Origin of the sequence: Bartonella sp. AP58NXGY (genome assembly GCF_042195785.1) — a bacterium.
Lineage (GTDB): Bacteria > Pseudomonadota > Alphaproteobacteria > Rhizobiales > Rhizobiaceae > Bartonella.
In genome coordinates this window covers 1-261 of sequence record NZ_JBHIOY010000358.1, presented here as the reverse complement: position 1 = coordinate 261, position 261 = coordinate 1, and the positions used below count along the sequence as shown (strand labels likewise).

Here is a 261-nt window from a genome sequence, read left to right as displayed (position 1 = left end):
AGATGCGACACCTTTTGTTTTTAGGGGCACTGGTGTTTCTGCTAGGGGGGTGTGCAACAACCACTCCCGTCCACACAAACAATGCTTGCGCTATTTTAGCACAAAAAAATGGTTTTTTTGATAATTGGGGTAAGGCATCTCAAAGAGCGGAAATGCGCTATGGAATTCCTATGCCGATTATTCTTGCAACCATTAAGATGGAATCGAGCTTTCGTCACGATGCACGTCCTCCACGCAAAAAACTACTTGGTTTTATCCCAT

At 44.1% G+C, this 261-nt stretch carries 1 pseudogene; it reads left to right on the top strand.

The features are described from left to right. Nucleotides 1-2 precede the first annotated feature (2 nt). A pseudogene (locus ACFINC_RS11400) lies at nt 3-261 on the top strand (hypothetical protein); the annotation flags it as partial.